The sequence below is a fragment of the Novosphingobium taihuense genome (assembly GCF_007830315.1).
Taxonomy (GTDB): Bacteria; Pseudomonadota; Alphaproteobacteria; order Sphingomonadales; family Sphingomonadaceae; genus Novosphingobium; species Novosphingobium taihuense.
Genome location: NZ_VLKJ01000002.1, coordinates 169496 through 189868 on the forward strand (window position 1 = coordinate 169496; position 20373 = coordinate 189868).

Genomic DNA, 20373 nt, shown 5'->3' on the forward strand with positions numbered 1-20373 from the left:
TCAATTCTCCCGATCGAGCCCGGAGGCCACTGCGAACAGTCCCGCAGCCTCAAGGCGTTGAACCACGTTGCGCGCTGCGGCGCAGAGCTGTGCGTCTTCCCCGCGCCGCCCGACAAGCTGGAGCGAAACCGGCAACCCATGGCCTGCGCGCAAGGGCAGGCTGATCGCCGGATGGCCGGAAAGGTTGAAGGGACGGACCAGCCGCGTCAGCGGCACCAGCGCCGGGGCGTCACCCGCATCGGCCAGCAGGGGGGGCACGACCGGCAAGGTCGGCAGCGCCAGCACATCGCACCGATCCAGTGCCGCATCGACCTCGGTGGCGAAGCGCAGCCGCACGGCCTCCGCCTCGGCAAGCTGCGCGTCGGTCACCGCGCCGCCGGCGCGTACCCGCAGCCGAACATCCTCACCCATGGCGGGGTGATCGACATGAGCCTTCAGGGCATTCCAGCTTTCGCGGCCGATGATCGTCATGCCGGCAACGAAGGCGTCCTGCAGCGACGGCAGCGTGACCTGCACCCCGACGCCAAGCGTATCGAGCGCTTTGCGTACCGGCGCCGTCACGGCCTCTTCAGCCTGAACCTGCACGATGCCCAGCTGGATCGAAGGCTCGGCCTGCAGCACGAAGCCCGGCGCAATTGCCTGCATCATCGCCTCGACCATCGCCACATCGCGTGCGAACACGCCGATGCAATCAAGCGAGGATACCGCGGGCGATGCCCCCGTCCGGTCCACCAGCCCGTAAGTGGGCTTGAACCCGATCACGCCGCAACATGCAGCAGGCATCCGCACCGATCCGCCGGTGTCTGTGCCAATGGCAACGTCTGCCAGTCCTCCCGCAACGGCCACGGCACTGCCGCTTGATGATCCGCCGGGAATGCGGGTTGGCCAGCCGGGATTGACCGGGGTGCCGCAGGCCGGATTGATGCCGGTGACTCCGAACGCGAATTCATGCATCCGGGCCTTGCCGACGATGCGCCAGCGCGGATCGCTCAATATCCCCGCCACCGCTGCAGCATTGCGCGGGGCAGGTGCAGCATCGTGCAGCACGGCACTGCCCTGCACGGTCTGCATGCCTGCAACATCGAGGCAATCTTTCACGACGACGCGGGAAGGACCATTGCCAAGGTCGCACGCCTCGCTCAACGCGCCAAAGCGGTCATGTTGCTTGTGGGGCTGCTGGTTCATGGTGGTGTCCGCTGTTCCCGGCGTGTGAGGCAAGTCCTGCCCTTGTGGGACAGCATCGCAAGCTTTGCCGCTATCCGTAACGCGCAAGGCGGTGTACATTTCACGCCGGAATCGCGACTTCGCCGCGAGCCCGGATCAGCGTGTACCAAAGGGCAAGCTGCGGGAATCGGCAGAAATCCGGCAATCGCATTTTGCGCTAGTTCCGCCACGCAATCGATATCCGGTTTCGGCAAGCCAATTGGATTGAATTGGCCGACGATTCCTTCAAATTCGATGGTGAAGCAAATACCACGGCGCGGGCATTGCCTGCGCCAGACGATTGCGCGACTGTGCCGACGATGCACGGGTCGCAGGGGAGCAAGACCGACAATGCGTTCACGGCGATTCAAAATGCTGGCCCAGATGCTGGCTGGCGGTTTCGGGGTCATGGCACTCGCCACGACCACGGCCTGCGCTGCCCCCAGGAAGGCTCCTCCCGCGCCAAAGGTCCCCGTGCTCGCCGTGGAAGACGTGACCACGGTTGAGCTGAAGGACCGGATTCCCCCGCACTGGCTGGTGGTGAACGACGTGGTCTTCACTCACCTGCTGGATGGCCGCGCCTATATCGTCGATGGAGACAAGGGTGAATACCTCGGCATGGTGCCCGGCGGGCATTCGCATGTGGGCGTGCAATTCACACCCGATGGTTCGCACCTGCTGATGCCCGGAACGTTCTTCGCGCGGGGCAGCCGGGGCGAACGGACCGACGTGATAACCTGGTTCGCGCTGAAAGACCTGATGCCCGGCGAAGAGGTGGTGATCCCGCCCAAGCGCATCCAGTCACTCCCGCTGCTGTCGTCGATTCCGCTGACCGACGATGGGCGCTTCGTGCTGATCTACAACTTCACGCCCGAGCAGAGCATGACCGTGGTCGATGCGGCGGCAAAGTCGGTCGTCGGTGAATTCGAAACGCCCGGATGCGCGCTTGCCCACATGACCGGGCCGCGCAGCTTCATGATGCAATGCGCCGATGGCAGCCTGCAATCGGGGGCGCTGGACGAAAGCGGCAAGATCACGCTGGGCGCAACCACTCAGCCCCTGTTCGAACGCGAGGACCCGGCAAGCGACAAGCCGGTGCGCATTTCCGCCTCGCGCTGGCTGTTCATCACTTTCGCCGGGGCGGTGGCCGAAGTGGACAATGCCAGCGGCACGCCGACGCCGGGCGCGCGCTGGAAGCTGACCGGCCCTGGCGAGGATGCGTGGCGCCCCGGCGGCCTTCAGCCCTACACCTTCCACGCGCAAAGCGGCCTGCTCTATGTGCTGATGCACCAAGGCGGCCCGGGCACGCACAAGCATCCCGGCACCGAAATCTGGGTGTTCAACGTGGCCAGCAAGCAGCGCGTGGCGCGCCTGCCCATCGAAACGCCATCCACCGCGATCGAGATCAGCAAGGACGCAGACCCGCTGCTTTACACCGCGCTGTTCGGTTCGGGCACGGTCGTGGTGCGCAAGCCTGCCGATGCTTCGGTCCTGCGCAAGATCGAAGGGCTGGGCAATGACATTTCCGTGCTGCAGGCGCCGCCGGTGGTCCCTGCCGCAGGACCTGCCAAGTGAACGATCCGGTGATCCTCTGGCTGGGCGCGATCGGCCTTGGCACACTTTTCGTCGCCTCTGCCGTGCACAAGCTGCGCGATCTGCGGCACTTTGCCGGGTCGATCGCAGGGTATGACCTTGTCCCGCGCGGGATGACCCCGGCGCTGGCGCCTGTCATCGCCTTTGCCGAACTGGGCGCGGGGCTTTGTGCCCTGATCACGCCTCTGGCGCAAACGCCGGGGCGCACAGGCATGATCGCCTGTGCCGCAATCCTCCTGCTTTATGCCGCGGCCATCGCCATCAACATCGCGCGTGGGAACACCGCCATCGATTGCGGCTGCTTCGGCTTCGGTGCGCGGGGGCCCGGGCTTCGGCGCGGGATGATCGTGCGCAATGTGGCGCTGGCAGCGCTTGCCATGCCCGCCCTGCTGCCGCCTGCATCGCGCGGGCTGGTCTGGCTCGATGCGCTGACCCTCGTTGGGGGCCTTGCCGTGCTGGCCCTGATCCATGCCGGGGGCGAAATTGCTTTGAACCTTCCAACCAAGGAGTCTGCGGCATGAGCAACGCCGTGATTGCCGCGCTGATCGCGCTGTGGGTGCTGGTCATCGGCCTGTGCCTCGTCGTCGTTGCCCTGCTGCGCCAGGTCGGGATGCTGCACGAACGTCTGGGGCCGGTGGGTGCGCTGGTCATGCCCGGTGGGCCATCGGTGGGCGATGCCGCACCGAATTTCGATCTGACCGCTGTTGACGGGCGCGCCGTGCGCCTTGGTGGGCAGAGCCCGCATCCATTGACGCTGCTTTTCTTCCTTTCACCCAATTGCCCGGTCTGCAAATCAATGCTGCCGCTGATCCGGTCGATCGAACGGGAGCGGCGCGGAGCCTTGCAGGTCGTGCTTGCCAGCGACGGGGACCTGCCCGCCCAGCTGGCCATGGTGAAGCGCGAAAGGCTGGAAGCCTATCCGCTGGTGCTGTCCACCCCGCTTGGCCTTGCCTATCAGGTTTCCAAGCTGCCCCACGCGGTGCTGATCGATGCCGAAGGCAAGATCGTCGCCAAGGGGCTGATCAACAATCGCGAACATCTTGAAAGCCTGTTCGAAGCCCATCGCATGGGCGTTGGCTCCTTGCAGGAACTGGCGGCTCGCGGCCTTCAGGAAGTGGCCGCATGATCGCGAACAGGAAGACCATTCACAGGGAAATCGAACATGCGCAGATTTGACCGTGCGGCCGAATATCTTGCCCGCTCTGCCGCGCGCAGCACCTCGCGCCGGGGCTTCATCGGCAGGCTGGGTGCGCTGGTGACGGCAACGGGGGCGGCCACGCTTCTCCCGGTGTCGCGCGTGCGGGCTGAAAAGGCCGCCGTGCCGATCCAGGTGCAGGAAGAGGGCGATCCCAATTCGTGCGATTACTGGCGCTATTGCGCAGTCGACGGGTTCCTCTGTTCGTGCTGCGGCGGATCGGCATCATCATGCCCGCCGGGTACGGAACCTTCGCCGATCACGTGGCTTGGCACCTGCCGCAATCCGGCAGACGGCCGCAACTACGTGATCAGCTATAACGACTGCTGCGGCAAGGCCGCCTGCGGCCGCTGCAACTGCAGCCGCGATGAAGGCGCATCCCCGGTTTATCAGCCGACCACCGCAAACGACCTCGACTGGTGCCTCGGCACGCAGGTTGGCGTGGCCTATCACTGTTCGCTTTCGGTCGTCACCGGCCCGGCAGACTGATGTTGCCGATACGCCGCCTTGCCCTTTCGGCGCTGTTGCTGGCTGGCGCGGCAAGCGCGAGCCAGGCGATCCAGCCCGCGGACATGGAAGCAAAGCCGCGAGTTCAGGTGGATTATGCCCTGCATTGCCAGGGCTGCCACCTGCCCGACGGACGCGGCATGGCGGGCAAGGTGCCGGACTTGCGCGGATCACTGGGGCGTTTCTTCGAAGTGCCGGGGGGCCGCGCCTATCTGGTGCAGGTGCCGGGGGTTGCCACTTCTCGCCTTGATGACGAAGGCACGGCCCGCCTGCTGAACTGGCTGGTGTCGCAGATGGGCCCGCCACAGACCTGCCGCCCCGCGCCCTTCACCACCGAAGAAGTGCAGGGCCTGCGCCGCAACTGGTTGCGCAAGGCGCGCCCGGTTCGCGATGCGCTGATGCAGCAGATCCCGGCAGCAACCCAACCGCGCAAGCGATCATCCCTGCCTGCCTGCCCGGCCTGAGCCTGCTTCGATACCCGGCGGGTATCGGACTTGCTATAATGACTCGTTATTGGCGGCGATCTTTCCGGCTAGGCAGTAAAAGTATCCGTCATACAGGACTCGATCCCAGCCCATGTCGTCCAAGATCTACTCCAGCCCCGCTGCAGCGCTCGAAGGCCTGCTGTTTGACGGGATGACCGTGATGTCCGGAGGCTTCGGCCTTTCCGGCAATCCCGAAAGCCTGATCCCCCAAATCCGCGATTCCGGCGTGACCGGACTGACCGTGATCTCGAACAACGCAGGCGCCGATGGCTTTGGCCTGTGGATGCTGCTGAAAACGCGCCAAATCCGCCGGATGATCGCATCCTATGTGGGTGACAACAAGCTGTTCGAGGAACAGTATCTTTCGGGCGAGCTGGACCTTGAGCTGAACCCGCAAGGCACGCTGGCCGAGCGTATCCGCGCAGGCGGTGCAGGCATTCCCGCTTTCTACACCCGCACTGGCGTTGGCACCGTGGTGGCCGAAGGCAAGCCGACCGAGGTGTTCGAAGGCGAGGAATACGTGCGCGAGACCTGGCTGCGCGCCGATCTTGCCATAATCAAGGCGTGGCGCGCCGATCCTTCGGGCAACCTCATGTTCCGCCGCACCGCGCGCAACTTCAATCCGGTCATGGCCACGGCCGCGAGGATGACGGTGGTGGAAGTGGAGGAGATCGTGCCCGCAGGCACGTTCGATCCCGACTGCATCCATACCCCGGGAATCTATGTCGACCGTATCGTGCTTTCCACCATCAACGAAAAGCGCATCGAAAAGCTGACCACGCGTCCGCGCTCGGAGAATGTCCAATGAGCTGGTCCCGCGACGAGATGGCCGCCCGCGCTGCGCAGGAACTGCGCGATGGCTATTACGTGAACCTTGGCATCGGCATTCCCACGCTGGTGGCCAACCACGTGCCCGCCGGCATCAATGTCACGCTGCAATCGGAGAACGGAATGCTGGGCATCGGCCCCTTCCCGTATGAAGGCGAGGCTGACCCCGACCTGATCAACGCCGGCAAGCAGACCGTCACCGCCCTGCCCGACAGCAGTTTCTTCTCCAGCGCCGACAGCTTTGCCATGATCCGTGGCGGCCATATCGACATGGCCGTTCTTGGAGCGATGGAAGTTGCGGCCAACGGCGATCTGGCCAACTGGACGATCCCCGGCAAGATGGTGAAGGGCATGGGCGGCGCGATGGACCTTGTCGCAGGGGTCAGGCGCATCGTCGTGGTCATGGACCACTGCGCCAAGGATGGCAGCCCCAAGATCCTCGAACGCTGCACCCTGCCCCTCACCGGGCGCGGCGTGGTGGACCTGATCGTCACCGATCTTGGCGTGATCGCGGTGGACAAGGGACAGGGCCTGCGTCTGGTGGAATGCGCTCCCGGCGTGAGCGTTGACGAGATCGTCGCCCGCACCGGCGCGCCGCTGAAGGTTGCGGCATGATGGCCGAGGCTTTTGTCTGCGATGCCGTGCGCACGCCGATCGGGCGGCTGAACGGCAGCCTGTCCTCGGTCCGGGCCGATGATCTTGCCGCCCTGCCCTTGCGCGCCCTGATCGAGCGCAATCCAGGTGTCGACTGGGCCGCGCTCGATGACGTTCTGCTCGGTTGCGCCAATCAGGCAGGTGAGGACAACCGGAATCTGGCGCGCATGGCGGCGCTGCTGGCAGGCCTGCCCGAGGCGGTGCCGGGCGCCACGATCAACCGCCTGTGCGGTTCGGGCATGAATGCAGTGGGCAGTGCCGCGCAGGCGATCCGCGGCGGCGACGCGCAGTTCCTCATTGCCGGTGGTGCCGAGAGCATGACGCGCGCCCCTTACGTGCTGGGCAAGGCCGGCAGCGCCTTCGGGCGCGACCAGAAGATCGAGGATACGACGCTGGGCTGGCGCTTCATCAATCCGGCGATGAAGGCCGCTTACGGTGTCGACACCATGCCGCAGACGGCGGAGAACGTCGCCGCGCAATGGCAGGTCAGCCGCGAGGAGCAGGACCGCTTTGCGCTTGCCAGCCAGCAGAAGACCGCAGCCGCACAGGCCAGCGGCAGGCTGGCGCACGAGATCGTGGGCGTGACTGTCCCCGCCGGAAAGGGCGAGACGCGCCTGTTCGAAAAGGACGAACATCCCCGCCTTTCCGCGCTGAACGCGCTTTCCGCACTGCGCCCGGTGGTCCGCGCGGATGGCACCGTGACCGCAGGCAATGCCTCGGGCCTCAACGATGGCGCGGCGGCGATGATCGTGGCGAGCGAAGTGGCTGCCACCAAGCATGGCCTGACGCCCCGCGCCCGCGTGGTCGGCATGGCTTCGGCAGGCGTTGCCCCGCGCGTCATGGGTATCGGCCCGGTCGACGCTGTCCGCCGCCTGCTGGCCCGCACCGGCCTGAGCATGGCGCAGATGGACGTGATCGAACTGAACGAGGCCTTTGCCGCGCAGGCCATCCCCGTCCTGCGCGAACTGGGCACCGATCCCTTCGACCCGCGCGTCAATCCCAATGGCGGCGCAATAGCGCTGGGCCATCCGCTTGGCATGTCGGGCGTGCGGCTGGTGCAGACGGCGGTCGAGGAATTGCACGTGTCCGGTGGCCACTATGCCCTTGCCATGATGTGCGTTGGCGTGGGCCAGGGCATCGCAATGATAGTGGAGCGTGTGTGATGGCCGATGCCATGATCGTGACGACGGATGACGGCGTTCGCCTTGCCGTGGAAGTCCGCGGGTCTGAAGGGGCGCCAGTGCTGCTCCTTTCCAATTCGCTCGGCACCACGATGGCCATGTGGGACCCGCAGGTCGCAGCGCTGTCGCAGCGTTATCGCCTTGTCCGCTATGACGGACGCGGTCAGGGCCAGTCGGCCTGCCCGGCAGGCGCGGCCTCGATGGACAGGCTCGGGCGCGATGCGCTCGCCGTGCTGGACGCGCTGGGCGTGGAGCGTGCGCATTTCTGCGGTCTTTCGATGGGCGGCATGATTGGCCAATGGCTGGCGGCGCGCGCGCCCGAACGGCTGTTGCGGCTGGTGCTGGCCAATACCTCGGCCTGCATGGCCCCGCCTTCGGCCTGGCAATCGCGGCTGGAAGGCGTGCTTGCCGATGGCATGGGGCCCCTTGCGGAAGCTTCGCTGCAACGCTGGTTCACGCCCGCATTCCTTGCCGCCGAACCGGACAGGGCCGATTGGATCAGGCAGATGCTGCTCGCCAACGATCCACAGGGATATGCCGCCTGCTGCGCCGCCATCCGAGACATGGACCAGCGCCGCACGGCATCGCTGAACACCGTGCCCACACTGGTCATCGCGGGTGATGCCGATCCGGCGACATCCGTTGCCGACGCGCAGTTCCTCGTGGATGCCGCCGCCGACGCCCGCCTGGTAACGCTTCCGGCCGCCCATCTTTCGAATGTCGAATGCCCCGCGCTGTTCACGCAGGCGGTGATCGATCATCTGGGCTGAGCCGAAAGGCCTTCAGCCCAGATCGCCACCGGCAACCGGAAGGATCGAGCCGGTGATGTAGCTGGCTTCGTCGCTGGCCAGGAACAGGATCGGGGCGATCTGTTCATCGAGCGTGCCATAGCGTCGCATGAAGGCTGACGCGGTGACCTGCGCCACGGCCTGCGCCATCCAGGCCTGCTCTGCGGCACTATCGCCGTGCGGGTTGCGCGGTACCTTGCGATCAGGCGCCTGCGTTCCGCCCGGTGCCGTGGCGACGACCCTGATGCCCGCTTCGGCATATTCCATGGCAAGGCTTTGGGTCAGCGCATTGATGCCGCCCTTCGCCGCCGAATAGGGCACGCGCCGGATGCCGCGCGTGGCATTGGACGAGACATTGACGATCGTCCCACCGCCTTGCGCGATCATCGCGGGAAGCACCGCATGACAGCAGTAGAGCGTAGGCATCAGCGAGCGTCTGATCTCGGCGTCGATCTGTTCGGGTTCGAACTCTGCAAATGGCCGCATGCGGATCGCCCCGCCAACGTTGTTGATCAGGACATCGATCCGCCCGAACGCGGCAAGCGCCGTGGCCACCGCCTCTGCAGCTCCGGTGTGCACCTCGAGATCGGTCTGGCACGACACGGCCTTGCCCCCGGCGGCAACAATGGCAGCTTTCACCTCGCCCACGATTGGCGCGCGGTCGACAAGCACCACCGCCGCACCCTCGGCTGCCATGCGCATGGCAACGCCAGCGCCGATGCCCTGCCCCGCGCCCGTGACAATGGCGACCTTGCCATCGAAACGCCCGGTAAAGACCCTGCTCGAACGATCAGACATGATAGATATCGATCACCTGGTGGATGTAGTCGTCCTTCAGAACCACCTTCTTGCGCAGGATGCGATAGCCATTGTCGCCCGCAGCAAGGGTATAGAACGATGTGCCGAAGAACTGGCTGGTCTGTCTTGCGCGGTGGCTCGATGTCAGCCAGTTGAAGCGCAGGTCGATGGTCCCTTTGCCCTCGCGCAGGATTTCGACATTGGCGATCATGTGGGCGGTGCGCGGTTCGGGCATCGATGCGCTCGAGCGTTCGGTCCTGATGCGATAGACCCTGTCCTCCAGTCCCTTGCGATCCGGGTAGTAGATCAGCGAGATCTGGCTTTGCGGATCTTCGGTCAGGGTATCGTCATCGGTCCATGACGGCATCCAGAACTCTGCAGCAGGGTCATAGCAGGCAAGCCACTCGTCCCACTCTCGGTCGTCCAGATACCGGGTCTCGCGGTGAAGGAAGGCGCAAACGGCCATGTAGTCTTCATGGGTCACGCCGGAACGCTTTCCGAGGCGACTGCCTTGAGCATCGCCTGCATCCAGTATTCGTGCTGGCGGACGAACAGACCTTCGTCCTCGCTCCGCTCGCTCGAAAGCAGCGGATTCATGCCCATCGCCTTCGCGTTCTCGTCGGGCCCCGCGATCCACCGGGTCGCCCCGCGGCTGAGATCGTTCCAGAGATCGCCGGCCCCGGCATAGGCAGACTGGCAACTCCGGAATTCCTCGAGATCATCAGGCGTCCCCATTCCGCTGACGTTGAAGAAATCCTCGTACTGGCGGATGCGGGTTGCGCGCAGTTCCGCACTCTCGCCACGGGGAGCGAAGCAATAGATCGTAACTTCCGTGCGATCGACGCTGATCGGGCGGACCACGCGGATCTGCGTGGAGAACTGGTCCATCAGGAAGACATTCGGATAAAGGGCCAGGTTGCGGCTTTGCGAGACGATGATTTCTGTCCGCGCCTTACCGAGACGCGCCTCAAGCGCATCCTTTTGTGACCAGACAGGACGCACTTCGGGATTCAGCACGTTCGTCCACAACAGGATGTGACCGTTCTCGAAGGCGTAGACGCCCGCCGTGCTCCTTGACCAGCCATTGGCATCGACCGCCTTGGTAAAGGCCTTGCCGCCCGCCTCCTTCTCCGCCTCGCGCGAGCGGTGCGACATCGTTGCGGCGTAATTGTAGTGAACCGAGCTGACATGGTAGCCATCGCAGCCGTTCTCCATCTGCAGCTTCCAGTTGCCATCGAAGGTATAGGTGGAACTGCCCGCAAGGATCTCGATGCCATCGGGCGCCTGATCGACGATCTGATCGATGATCACGCGGGTTTCCCCCAGATAGTCTTCAAGCGCCATGGCATCGGGATCGAGCGAGCCGAACAGAAAGCCGCGATAGTTTCCGAACTTCGCCACCGGCGTCAGATCGTGCGAACCGTCCTGCGCGAAGCTTGCCGGATAGGCTCCGCTCGCCTGGTCCTTGGCCCGCAACAGCTTTCCATCGTTGGTGAAGCTCCAGCCGTGGAACGGACAGACGAGAATGGGCTGGTTGCCACGCTTGCGACGGCACAACTGCGCGCCGCGATGCGTGCAGGCGTTGATAAAGGCCCGCAAGGCTCCATCCTTGTGCCGCGTGACGATGACCGGCACCCGCCCGATCCAGGTGGAATACCAGTCATTCACTGCGCCGATCTGGCTTTCGTGGGCGAGGTAGACCCAGCCCCGCTCGAAGATGTGCTTCATTTCCAGATCGAACAGCGCAGGATCGGTAAAGATGTCACGTCGGCAGCGGAACACGCCCGCTTGCGCATCATCGACCACCGAGGATTTCAGGCGTTCTTCAAGAGACAGCGCCACAGGATTCTCCCATCGCAAGGCTTCAGCCTTTGGTGTGGGCTAATGCCTTGGCCTGACGGGATCAAAGACCATTGCGGTCGCATCATTATACCGCCAAGGTATAGCAATGGACATCAGGCACCTTCGCCATTTCATCGCCGTTGCCGAAGAGCGCAATTTCAGCCGCGCGGCAGAACGCCTCCACATCGCGCAGCCACCGCTGAGCCGGACGATCCAGCATCTCGAAGCAGAAGTGGGCGCCCCGCTGTTCGACCGCCAGGCCCGCCCGATGCGGCTCACCCCGGCAGGCAGCCTGATGTACGAACAAGCCTTGCAGATCCTGCGCCGCATGGAGGAAATGCAGGCCATGATGCACGAGGCCGTGGCCGCCGAGCGCCGCCGCTTCGTGATCGGCTTCGTCGCATCGACGATCTATGCACGCCTGCCAGAACTCATCCGCGCCTTCAGGGCACAAGCTCCAGACGTCGAACTGGTGCTGATCGAGCAGACCTCCCTGCAGCAGATTGCCGCACTCAAGGATGGCCGCATCGATGTCGGCTTCGGCCGGATCCGGTTTGACGATCCAGCCATAAGACGTACGGTGCTGAGGGAGGAGACACTCGTCGTGGCAATACCTTCGCAGCATAGGCTGGCCCAGGAGGATGAGCCTGTTTCGCTACACGAACTCGCTGCCGAGCCGCAGATCGTCTATCCCAGCGCTCCCCGGCCAAGCTATGCCGATCAGGTGCTATCGCTGTTCCGCGATTGCGGGCACGAACCGCGCGTGGTCCACGAAGTGCGCGAACTGCAGATCGCCATCGGGCTGGTTGCGGCCGAGGAGGGACTGGCGATCGTGCCGGAATCGGTCAGCCGTTCCCGGACGCACGACGTGGTCTATCGCCCTTTGCGGGAACATGCCACGTCACCGATCATCATGAGCCACCGGATCGGCACGATCTCGCCGGAACTGCGCCTGATGATCGGCGTCATCCAGCAGCGCTATGCCGAATGGGGCTATCCGGCGGTGCAGACCAGCGCCTGACCGGGCGGCTGAAGCTTCAAGCCGTCTTGGGCCAGGTTTCCCGCCCTGCGTTCCGAAACGCGCGCGCTGCCGCGCTGCTGTCTGTCGCACGCTGGCTGAGGATGACGGGCGAAATCGCGCCGATGCCCGCCAGCGGACGATAGACTATGCTGCCGTGGCGCGTCTGGCTTAGGGCTTCGGGCACGATCGCCATACCCTCGCCAATGGCGACAAGGCCCAGCGCCGTCTGCACCTCGCGCACCTCGCGCGTGGACGAAGGCACGACGGCATTGCGCGTGAGCATAGCCAGCACCTGATCGGCATAGCTTGGCCGCGGCTGGCTGGGGTAAAGGATCAGCCGCTCCCCTTCCAGCATCGCGATCGGCACCGCGCCGCCATTCTCAGCCAAGGGGGAATCCGCAGGCATCGCCACCATCAGCGGCTCTTCCAGCAGCACTTCGCGCACGATCGCCGGATCGTCGATCGCCACGCGGCCCAGCCCGGCATCGATCCGTCCGGTCTTGAGCGCGGCCACCTGTTCGAGCGTGATCATCTCGACCAGTTCCACCTCCACCTCGGGCATCATCGCGCGGAACCGGCGGATCATGGCAGGCATGTCGCCATGCAGGATCGAGCCGACCACCCCCACCGCAAAGCGCGGACGGCGCGCCTGCTTCCACCGCTTCATCATCGGCTTGATCTGGTCGAGCGCGGCGACGACCGGGGCTGCCTGTTCGAACAGCAGGCGTCCCGCCTCTGTCAGCTGCACGGGCCGGGTCCCGCGTTCGAACAGCTCCACGCCCAGTTCGATCTCGAGATCGCGGATCTGGCGGCTGAGGGGAGGCTGCGATACGCCAAGATGCTCGGCCGCGCGCGTAAAGCCCCGCTGCTCCACCACGGCCAGAAAATAGCGCAAGTGTCGAACTTCCACGATACCTCCCGGGTATGATCCCCCCCGGAACTAGTCTTTCCCGATAGCTCGCGCAACGCCTAGTCAAAGAACGCATGAGCTTACGCGAAAATCCCACGATTCTCGGGATCGAGACGATCATTCTCGATCTTCCGACAATCCGCCCGCACGTGCTGGCAATGGCCACCATGCATTCGCAGACGATCTGCCTTGTCCGCATAACCTGCTCTGACGGTATCATCGGGATCGGGGAGGCCACCACCATCGGCGGTCTAGCCTATGGGCCCGAAAGCCCCGAAACGATCAAGGTTGCGATCGACAGCTACTTCGCGCCACTGCTCGAAGGACTTGATGCCGCCCGCCCCGCGATGGCGATGGCGCTGCTGGCGCGCCATGTCGTCGGCAACAACTTTGCCAAGTGCGCAATCGAGACAGCGCTGCTCGACGCGCAGGGCAAGCGGCTGGGCCTGCCGGTAAGCGAACTTGTCGGCGGGCGGCGGGTCGATGCCTTGCCCGTTCTCTGGACACTGGCAAGCGGCGATACCGCGCGCGACATTGCCGAAGCCGAACAGATGCTGGGCATGGCCCGCCACAACGCGTTCAAGCTCAAGATCGGCAAGCGTCCGCTTGAACAGGACGTGGCGCACGTTGGCGCGATCAAGGCGGCCATGGGTTCGCGCGCCTCGGTGCGGGTCGATGTCAACATGGCGTGGGACGAGGCCACCGCACGGCGCGGCCTTGCCATGCTTGCCGATGTCGGCTGCGACCTGGTGGAACAGCCGATCATCCGCCACAACCGCGATGGCATGGCCCGCCTTACTGCGCTGGGCCTGATCGCGGTCATGGCCGACGAAAGCCTCACGGGTCCTGCCAGCGCGATGGATTTTGCCCGTAGCGCCGCGGCCGATGTCTTTGCCGTGAAGATCGAACAATCCGGCGGCCTCGATGCCGCGCGCGCCGTTGCCCAGATCGGCCATGCCGCGGGCATTGCGCTCTATGGCGGCACGATGCTCGAAGGCGCGATCGGGACCATTGCCTCGGCCCACGCCTTTGCAACGTTCCCGGCGCTCGAATGGGGCACGGAACTGTTCGGCCCGCTGCTACTGACCGAGGAAATCCTCGAAGAGCCGCTCGCCTATCGCGATTTTGCCCTGGCCGTGCCCACTGGCCCAGGCCTTGGCATCGCGCTCGACGAAGATCGCGTCGCGCGTTTCCGCCGCGATCGCACCACCAGCCAATTCGCCCTGCAAGGAGCCTGACCGATGCTGTTCCAGGTGGAGATGACCGTCAACATCCCGCTCGATTTCGACAAGGCCGAGGCCGATCGGATCAAGGCGGTGGAAAAGGCCTATAGCCAGAACCTGCAAGCCAGCGGCGAATGGCGGCATATCTGGCGCGTGGCGGGGCTCTACGCCAACGTCTCGATCTTCGATGTCGCCAGCAACGAGCGCCTGCACGAGATCCTGATGGGCCTGCCGCTCTATCCGTTCATGACCATCAAGGTCACGCCGCTGTGCCGGCACCCCTCTTCCATTCGCGACGACGATCGCTGAAACCACAAGACACCCGGGAGTAACGAGATGCCTGCGAACTTTGCCAGCACCGAAGCCGTCCAGAAACTGCTAGACCGCGCCAGCGGGCTTGATGTCGACGGCGGCAATCCCCGCCTCAAGGCGATCATGCGTGACCTGCTGCAGGCGACCGCCGACATAATCGTCAAGCACGACATCAGCGAAAGCGAATTCTGGCAGGCGGCCAAGTACCTTGCCGATGGCGCGGGCGAGATCGGCCTGATCCTTCCCGGCATCGGCCTTGAACATTTCCTCGATCTCTACATGGACGCCAAGGACGCCGAAGCAGGCCTTTCCGGCGGCACCCCGCGCACCATCGAAGGCCCGCTCTACGTCGCCGGTGCCCCGCTGGTGGATGGCACCTCTGAAGTCGACCTGACCTCAGACCCCGACGATACCGATACCCTGCACATGACGGGCATTGTTACCGGCCCCGATGGCGAACCCGTGAAGGACGCCATTCTCCACGTCTGGCATGCCAACAGCCAGGGCTGGTATTCGCACTTCGATCCGACCGGCGAACAGACCCCGTTCAACAACCGCCGCCGCATCAAGCTGGCCGCCGATGGCCGCTACGCCTTCCGTTCGAAGATGCCGCACGGCTATTCGGTGCCGCCGGGCGGCGCTACCGACGTGCTGATGCAGGCGCTGGGCCGCCATGGCAATCGCCCCGCCCACGTTCACTTCTTCGTCGAAGCGCCGGGCTATCGCACGCTGACCACCCAGATCAACTTCGGCGACGATCCCTTTGCCGCAGACGATTTTGCCTTCGGCACGCGGGAGGGCCTGCTGCCGGTGCCGAGCCGTCAGGGCGACACCGCGCACATCGCGTTCGATTTCCAGCTGCAGCGCGCGAGGAACGACGAGGACCAGAGCTTTTCACGACGCGCGCGCGCGCAGGGCTGATCGCGTAATCCGGCTAGGGAAGGGGAGTGACGAAAACCGTCGCTCCCCTTCTCTCATTCCACGGACATCAGCACCGAATTGCCTATCAGGGTCTGTGCCCACCCGCTCGGCAGGTCGCCGATGAAGAGGTTCTCGGTACGGTAGCGGGCGATCTTCCAGCCGGCGTCAGTGCGGCGGAAGGTTACGCGCAGGCGGCTCGACCGGATCAGGGTCGAGCCATCGTCGTGCACCCAGGGCTGGAACTGGACCCAGGTGCCCTCTGCATGGTCCTCGCCCACATCGTAGATCTGTTCCGACGTCAGGTAATGGGTGTTGAAGACCTGTCGCGGCCTGGCTTCGGCAAAGAAACGGCGCATGTGTGCGGCAACCCCGGAGGGTCCGCGATGTTCGCCGAACTGCGCCCCGTGCGCACCGCCCACCCCCTGCCAGATACCATCTTCGGCAAAGAGGCTGCCGATGGCCTCGGCGCGTTCGTCATCGGTCAGGCCCGGTTCCGGCAAGGGTACGTCACACAGATACAGATAGCGCGCCAGCAGGCGGCGCACGGCGGCCTCCGCTTCCAGCAAGGCTACGCGATGCCGCAACTCAGCCAGTTCGTCCATGCGCCATTCTCCCGTGCATTGCCTGCTATTGCCGGTATCTGCCCCAGCCCTGCCAGTGCAAACGCTGCTTGCCCGGCCCGCACGTTTCCTGCGCATCCCGCGCATGGATTGCGCAAATCACCGGATAGGAGCACAGCGCCGTCGCGCTACCCGCGGGCCCGGTTGCACGTCCTGAACCCGTGGCCCAGCGGCGATTATTCCCAGAGCCTGCCCTTGCGAACGACGCAGCAATGATAGCAGGCCGAAAGGGTGTGGTCCTTGTTGTACCATTGATGCGATCCACCAGCTCGCTCGCAGTCCTCACCCTTCGGCACCATGCTCATCATGAAGTGGGGCAGTATCTGGCGTAGCCACGTTCGAAGGCGATACGGTTGCCGAATAAGGCTAGCCAGCTTTCCCATGCCAAGTTGCCCAAACCTGTAGGTCGCAAGGCCAGCCAATTCCGGCCCTCCAGCGCTGCAGAACCTAATCCCGTCGCCGCCCGCCAGCAAAAAGGCAGAATGCCGCATCGCGTCAGGGATGACGAGAAGATGTGCATGGCTGCATCTCAGACCGGCCCCTTCGCCCCGCCCGCTCCCAGTGCCTCGGTCCACGCGATGATCCCGTCCACCCGCATCGGCTCCATGTCCAACCCACGCATCACGCTCAGCATCCCGTACCATCCACTTCCCGGCGCTGCCGGGTGTGCGATGTGGTCGCGTTCGGCCAGGGCCTGCACTTCCACGTGATGCCGCTCGATCAGTTCGGCCAGTTGTGCCGCGCCGGCAGGCGATAGCTTGACCGTCTCGGCGCTGTAGATCGTCTCGGGCTGCGAATAGTCCAGTTCGAAGAAGGTGCGCTTCATGTGCGCCTCGAACAGCGCGCGCAGCGGCTGCTTGCGGAACACCAGCGCGCGGTCGACCAGCGGGCGCACCCGGCCGCTGCGCAACCGGTCAATCAGCGCCAGCCGCTCCAGCCGGTCGAGCGCGGCATCCATCGCCGCCTTGGGCACGTTGAAGTCTGCCGCCACTTCATCGGGCGGCACCCCGCCCAGCAGCGCCATGAACAGGAACGACAGGAAGATATTGGTCGAAAGCGCCTTCTCCTGCGCCAGCGTCAGTTCGTGGGCCAGATCGCCGGGGCTCTCCTCCGCCTCGCGCGCCAGATCGCCCAGCACCAGTCCGCACAGCTGTGCCATTCGCTCCAGCCGGTCGATGGTGAGGCCCTTGCCCGCCAGCCACCGCTTGACCGTCGCCTCACCGACTCCAAGTTCTTGCGAAATTCGCAAAACAGTCCATCCTTCTCTGCGCAAATTGCGGCGAAGGGCAGAAATCATTGCGGATGCAGTTGGATCGTATCGCGTCATGATCCGAATTAGATAACAGGATGATCCGTTTGGCAAGAGCCCTGCTTCGCAAGTCAGGCCCCGCGCATATGCTGCACCCAACGAACAAGATTCTGCACGGGTGCTGCGCAACAAGCGGCAGTCCGGCGAGCCAAACGGGAGAACACAATGTCCGACATCCTGATCAAGAACGGTACCGTCGTGGACGGCACCGGCGCGCCCGCCTTCAAGGCCGACGTGCGCGTGAAGAATGGCGTGATCGCCGAAGTGGGCCCGAACCTGCAGGCCGCAGGCGAGCGCGTCTTCGACGCCACAGATTGCCAGGTCACCCCCGGCTTCATCGAAAGCCACACCCATTATGACGGCACGATGTGGTGGCAGGCCGATCTCGATCCGCTGCCGGGCTATGGCGCGACCACGATGGTCATGGGCAACTGCGGCTTCTCGCCCGCTCCGCTGCACAAGTACATGCCCGCCCAGCGCGAGATGATCGGCATCTTCTCGTTCTTCGAGGACATCCCCGAAGGTCCGTTCATGCAGAACCTGCCGTGGGACTGGAACAGCTGGAGCGAATATCGCGCCTCTGTCGAACGCAACGTCAAGGTTCCGCTCAACTACGCCGCCTACGTCGGCCACATCGCCATCCGCCTTGCCGCGATGGGAGTCGAGGCGTGGGAGCGCGAAGCGACCCCGGAAGAGATCGCCAAGATGGCCGAACTGCTCGACGATGCGCTGGCCGCAGGCGCATTGGGCCTGTCGGACAACATGCACGACCATGACGGCCAGAACCGCCCGGTCCCCTCGCTCAAGGCCTGCGACGCCGAGTTCGAAGCCCTGTTCGACGTGATGGAGCGCTACCCCGGATGCTGCTACCAGGTCATCGTCGACACCTTCATGCGCATGACCGGCCCTGCGAACCTCGAACGGCTCGCAAGGCTGCTCGGCGGCCGCAAGATCAAGGTGCAGATCGCAGGCGCCATCCCGACGCTTGAATTCCAGAAGCCGATCCTGCCCGCGATGCAGGAGTCTGTGCGCAAGATGCGCGAAGCCGGTGTCGACGTCTGGCCGGGCTATGCCCACGTCTCGCCCACCTCGACGCTCAGCCTCGTCAAGTCGCTGATCTTCGCGCAGTCGAACGATTACGTCTGGCATGAAGTCGTGCTGGAAGACGATCACCACAAGAAGGCCGCTCTCCTTGCCGATCCCGCATGGCGCGCCCGTGCCCGCGAAAGCTGGGACACGCAGGCCTGGGATCACTCGCCGCTCAAGAACCCGCAGGAGTTGTTCCTGCTCGATAGCGAGAACGGCACCGGACCCCTCAACATCACGCTCAAGGAATACGCCGACAGCCTCGGCCTGCACCGTTCGGACGCGATGGCCGACTGGATCCTCAAGAACGGCACCCGCTCCACCGTCCACATGGCCCCCTTCCCCAAGGACGAGGCGCTGACGCTGGAACTGATGAAGGACCCTCGCACCGTCGGCAATATCTCCGACGCTGGCGCCCACCTGCAGATGCTCTGCGGTGGCGGCGAGAACGCGCTGCTGCTCACGCAATATGTCCGCGAGGAGAAGAAGCTGACGCTCGAGCAGGCCATCCATGTGATGACCGGCAAGCTCGCCGGGCACTTCAACCTGCACGATCGCGGCGTGATCGCCGTGGGCAAGCGCGCCGATATCGCGGTGTTCAACATGGACGAGATCCAGCGCCGCGAAATGGTCAAGGCGCACGATGTGCCCGATGGCCGCGGTGGCACCACCTGGCGCTTCACCCGCGCCGCGATGCCCACCCGCCTCACCCTCGTGAACGGCGTGCCCACCTTCGAGAACGGCGCCTTCACCGGCGCGATGCCCGGCCAGTTCCTCTCGCCCGCCAACGATGATGCCGCGCTGGCAGAGGCTGCCGAATGATGCCCTTAGCGAGGGCTAACCCCCAAAGATGATCCCTCGCACAGGGGGCGTCCACTCCCTCCCGGACGCCCCCGAACCTGTTTGCAGAACATAAGGAAAGCCAAAGTGGAAAGGATGCCGACATGAGCGAAGCAAAGATCGGCGATGCCGACCGGGCCTACTTCAACGGCCGGATCCAGAAGATCGAGACGCAAAGCTCGGTCCTCGTCAGCTCGTCCAAATACCTCAACCATTCAGGCCTGCGCGCGCTCATTTCGCAGGAAATGCTGCGCCGCAACGGGCCTGACCTGCCCAACACCGCCTACATCCCCGAAGTCGCGCAGATCCTCCACGATCTGGAAGACATGCCCCGCATCATCGAACTGTTCGAGATGGAAAAGGCCCGCCTGCCGCTGTTCAAGCGCTGGCTCGATCGCAAGAGCCTGTCGAACTTCACGATCGAGGAAACCAAGGGCTGCGCTCCCGGCACGCTGGGCGCGAAGATCCACGATTTCATGGTGAACTCGGGCTATCAGCTTGACCTGTTCTTCCAGGAAATCCAGGTCGTCAACGACTTCACCTACTACCTGCGCCAGACCGCGCTTTCGCACGATATCGAGCACATGGTCACCGGCTTCGGCCCCAACCATGGCGGCGAAGTGGCGCTGCTTTCGGCCAACATGCACGCCAAGTCGCTCTACTTCCACCCGGAGCTGAGCAACTTCTTCAGCCGCATCGCCTTCTACCTCAAGGCCAAGACCACGATGAAGGACGCGCTGTTCTATCCCGAAGCGATGGTCGTCAACCTCGAGGCCGAGTTCATCGGCGCGCAGCAGGGCCGCAACTGGAAATACCCGCTGATGCTGGTCGACTGGCGCGAATATGCCGACGTCCAGATCAAGGACATCCGCCGCGAATTGAACATCACCCCGGTGATCGACAGCCGCTGGGACGACACCAACCGCCTCTGCAACGAGGACGACCCCAACTATGGCGTCCCCATGATGGAAGCCGCCGAATGAGAGCGGGTCCGATCAACTCCAGACCACCTGACTGAATACCGGGGCGGCGGGCGCAATGCGCTGCGCCGCCCTTT

General features: G+C 64.4%; 22 protein-coding genes. 15 read left to right on the forward strand and 7 right to left on the reverse strand.

Annotated features, from left to right (window positions below; all coding sequences use genetic code 11):
- Entirely contained in the window at window positions 1-1185 is a 1185-nt protein-coding gene (locus tag IQ25_RS05770; RefSeq protein WP_144903618.1) for an amidase, read from the reverse strand.
- A gap of 390 nt (window positions 1186-1575) precedes the next feature.
- On the opposite strand from IQ25_RS05770, the gene IQ25_RS05775 reads away from it, so the two are divergent.
- From IQ25_RS05775 to pcaD, 9 genes are all read left to right on the forward strand, one after another.
- Window positions 1576-2778, forward strand: a complete 1203-nt coding sequence (locus IQ25_RS05775; protein ID WP_144903621.1) for an amine dehydrogenase large subunit — start codon at window positions 1576-1578, stop codon at window positions 2776-2778.
- Window positions 2775-3317 carry a MauE/DoxX family redox-associated membrane protein gene (locus IQ25_RS05780; RefSeq protein ID WP_144903624.1) on the forward strand — a complete coding sequence of 181 codons (543 nt, stop codon included), beginning with the start codon at window positions 2775-2777 and terminating at the stop codon, window positions 3315-3317. Before IQ25_RS05775 ends, IQ25_RS05780 begins: the two co-directional genes overlap by 4 nt.
- Window positions 3314-3922, forward strand: a complete 609-nt coding sequence (gene mauD / locus IQ25_RS05785; RefSeq protein WP_144903626.1) for a methylamine dehydrogenase accessory protein MauD — start codon at window positions 3314-3316, stop codon at window positions 3920-3922. The genes IQ25_RS05780 and mauD overlap by 4 nt, the downstream gene beginning before the upstream one ends.
- A gap of 36 nt (window positions 3923-3958) precedes the next feature.
- Complete coding sequence (locus IQ25_RS05790) at window positions 3959-4480, forward strand: methylamine dehydrogenase light chain (protein ID WP_144903628.1); 522 nt, start codon at window positions 3959-3961, stop codon at window positions 4478-4480.
- Window positions 4480-4962: a c-type cytochrome gene (locus tag IQ25_RS05795; protein WP_246415640.1), complete on the forward strand. Its 483-nt coding sequence runs from the start codon at window positions 4480-4482 to the stop codon at window positions 4960-4962. Before IQ25_RS05790 ends, IQ25_RS05795 begins: the two co-directional genes overlap by 1 nt.
- 112 nt (window positions 4963-5074) lie before the next feature.
- Window positions 5075-5791 carry a CoA transferase subunit A gene (locus tag IQ25_RS05800; protein ID WP_144903630.1) on the forward strand — a complete coding sequence of 239 codons (717 nt, stop codon included), beginning with the start codon at window positions 5075-5077 and terminating at the stop codon, window positions 5789-5791.
- On the forward strand, window positions 5788-6426 hold the full coding sequence (locus IQ25_RS05805; RefSeq protein ID WP_144903633.1) for a 3-oxoacid CoA-transferase subunit B: 639 nt from the start codon (window positions 5788-5790) through the stop codon (window positions 6424-6426). Before IQ25_RS05800 ends, IQ25_RS05805 begins: the two co-directional genes overlap by 4 nt.
- Window positions 6426-7628, forward strand: a complete 1203-nt coding sequence (pcaF, locus tag IQ25_RS05810; protein ID WP_144903635.1) for a 3-oxoadipyl-CoA thiolase — start codon at window positions 6426-6428, stop codon at window positions 7626-7628. Before IQ25_RS05805 ends, pcaF begins: the two co-directional genes overlap by 1 nt.
- Window positions 7628-8416 carry a 3-oxoadipate enol-lactonase gene (gene pcaD, locus IQ25_RS05815; RefSeq protein WP_181447191.1) on the forward strand — a complete coding sequence of 263 codons (789 nt, stop codon included), beginning with the start codon at window positions 7628-7630 and terminating at the stop codon, window positions 8414-8416. Before pcaF ends, pcaD begins: the two co-directional genes overlap by 1 nt.
- Before the next feature lie 12 nt (window positions 8417-8428).
- Here the strand turns inward: pcaD and benD are convergent, their stop codons facing one another.
- From benD to IQ25_RS05830, 3 genes are read right to left on the reverse strand one after another with little or no spacing between them, the layout of a single operon-like run.
- A complete protein-coding gene (benD, locus tag IQ25_RS05820; RefSeq protein WP_144903638.1) occupies window positions 8429-9232 on the reverse strand; it encodes a benzoate diol dehydrogenase BenD in 804 nt (267 codons plus the stop codon).
- Window positions 9225-9698: a benzoate 1,2-dioxygenase small subunit gene (gene benB, locus IQ25_RS05825; protein WP_144904210.1), complete on the reverse strand. Its 474-nt coding sequence runs from the start codon at window positions 9696-9698 to the stop codon at window positions 9225-9227. The genes benD and benB overlap by 8 nt, the downstream gene beginning before the upstream one ends.
- A gap of 14 nt (window positions 9699-9712) precedes the next feature.
- Window positions 9713-11074 carry a Rieske 2Fe-2S domain-containing protein gene (locus tag IQ25_RS05830; RefSeq protein WP_144903640.1) on the reverse strand — a complete coding sequence of 454 codons (1362 nt, stop codon included), beginning with the start codon at window positions 11072-11074 and terminating at the stop codon, window positions 9713-9715.
- 106 nt (window positions 11075-11180) lie between these two features.
- On the opposite strand from IQ25_RS05830, the gene IQ25_RS05835 reads away from it, so the two are divergent.
- On the forward strand, window positions 11181-12095 hold the full coding sequence (locus tag IQ25_RS05835; RefSeq protein WP_144903643.1) for a LysR family transcriptional regulator: 915 nt from the start codon (window positions 11181-11183) through the stop codon (window positions 12093-12095).
- Window positions 12096-12111: 16 nt separating this feature from the next.
- Here IQ25_RS05835 and IQ25_RS05840 read toward each other — a convergent pair whose 3' ends face one another.
- Window positions 12112-13005 carry a LysR family transcriptional regulator gene (locus tag IQ25_RS05840; RefSeq protein WP_144903645.1) on the reverse strand — a complete coding sequence of 298 codons (894 nt, stop codon included), beginning with the start codon at window positions 13003-13005 and terminating at the stop codon, window positions 12112-12114.
- A 74-nt stretch (window positions 13006-13079) separates the two neighbouring features.
- Here IQ25_RS05840 and IQ25_RS05845 point away from each other — a divergent pair, with 74 nt between their 5' ends.
- From IQ25_RS05845 to IQ25_RS05855, 3 genes are read left to right on the forward strand one after another with little or no spacing between them, the layout of a single operon-like run.
- On the forward strand, window positions 13080-14243 hold the full coding sequence (locus IQ25_RS05845) for a muconate cycloisomerase family protein (protein WP_144903648.1): 1164 nt from the start codon (window positions 13080-13082) through the stop codon (window positions 14241-14243).
- Window positions 14244-14246: 3 nt separating this feature from the next.
- A complete protein-coding gene (catC, locus tag IQ25_RS05850) occupies window positions 14247-14537 on the forward strand; it encodes a muconolactone Delta-isomerase (protein WP_144903651.1) in 291 nt (96 codons plus the stop codon).
- A gap of 27 nt (window positions 14538-14564) precedes the next feature.
- Window positions 14565-15461, forward strand: a complete 897-nt coding sequence (locus IQ25_RS05855; protein ID WP_144903654.1) for a dioxygenase family protein — start codon at window positions 14565-14567, stop codon at window positions 15459-15461.
- 53 nt (window positions 15462-15514) lie between these two features.
- On the opposite strand, the gene IQ25_RS05860 is transcribed toward IQ25_RS05855, so the two are convergent.
- Together IQ25_RS05860 and IQ25_RS05865 are read right to left on the reverse strand one after the other, a co-directional pair.
- Entirely contained in the window at window positions 15515-16063 is a 549-nt protein-coding gene (locus IQ25_RS05860) for a nuclear transport factor 2 family protein (RefSeq protein ID WP_144903657.1), read from the reverse strand.
- A gap of 547 nt (window positions 16064-16610) precedes the next feature.
- A complete protein-coding gene (locus tag IQ25_RS05865; protein WP_181447192.1) occupies window positions 16611-17330 on the reverse strand; it encodes a hypothetical protein in 720 nt (239 codons plus the stop codon).
- 225 nt (window positions 17331-17555) lie between these two features.
- On the opposite strand from IQ25_RS05865, the gene IQ25_RS05870 reads away from it, so the two are divergent.
- A complete protein-coding gene (locus tag IQ25_RS05870) occupies window positions 17556-19298 on the forward strand; it encodes a D-aminoacylase (RefSeq protein WP_144903660.1) in 1743 nt (580 codons plus the stop codon).
- A 122-nt stretch (window positions 19299-19420) separates the two neighbouring features.
- Window positions 19421-20299: a Coq4 family protein gene (locus IQ25_RS05875; protein WP_144903663.1), complete on the forward strand. Its 879-nt coding sequence runs from the start codon at window positions 19421-19423 to the stop codon at window positions 20297-20299.
- Window positions 20300-20373: the final 74 nt, after the last annotated feature.